Raw genomic sequence first — 368 nt, 5'->3', positions numbered from 1 at the left:
TGGGGCCGCACCTCGGTCCAGGACCGCTCCAACGTCCTGCTGAAGATTGCCGACCGTATCGAACAGAACCTGGAACTCCTGGCCATCACCGAGACCTGGGACAACGGCAAGCCGATCCGCGAAACCCTCAACGCCGACATCCCCCTGGCCGTCGACCACTTCCGCTACTTCGCCGGCTGCATCCGCGCCCAGGAAGGCGGCGCCGCCGAAATCAACGAAACCACCGTGGCCTACCACATCCACGAACCGCTGGGCGTGGTCGGGCAGATCATCCCGTGGAACTTCCCGATCCTGATGGCCGCCTGGAAGCTCGCCCCGGCGCTGGCCGCCGGCAACTGCGTGGTGCTCAAGCCGGCCGAGCAGACCCC

The 368-nt window shown here is 66.8% G+C and carries 1 protein-coding gene; it reads left to right on the top strand.

The features are described from left to right. Positions 1-368 (top strand): aldehyde dehydrogenase family protein (locus ACLEJU_RS28750; RefSeq protein WP_440776791.1); only part of this gene is annotated, 368 nt, incomplete at both ends.

It is taken from the genome of Pseudomonas sp. SMN11, from assembly GCF_052041945.1.
In the GTDB taxonomy this organism is placed as follows: Bacteria; Pseudomonadota; Gammaproteobacteria; order Pseudomonadales; family Pseudomonadaceae; genus Aquipseudomonas.
The sequence above is the reverse complement of the archived record's forward strand: the minus strand, read 5'-3'. Positions and strand labels throughout refer to the sequence as shown.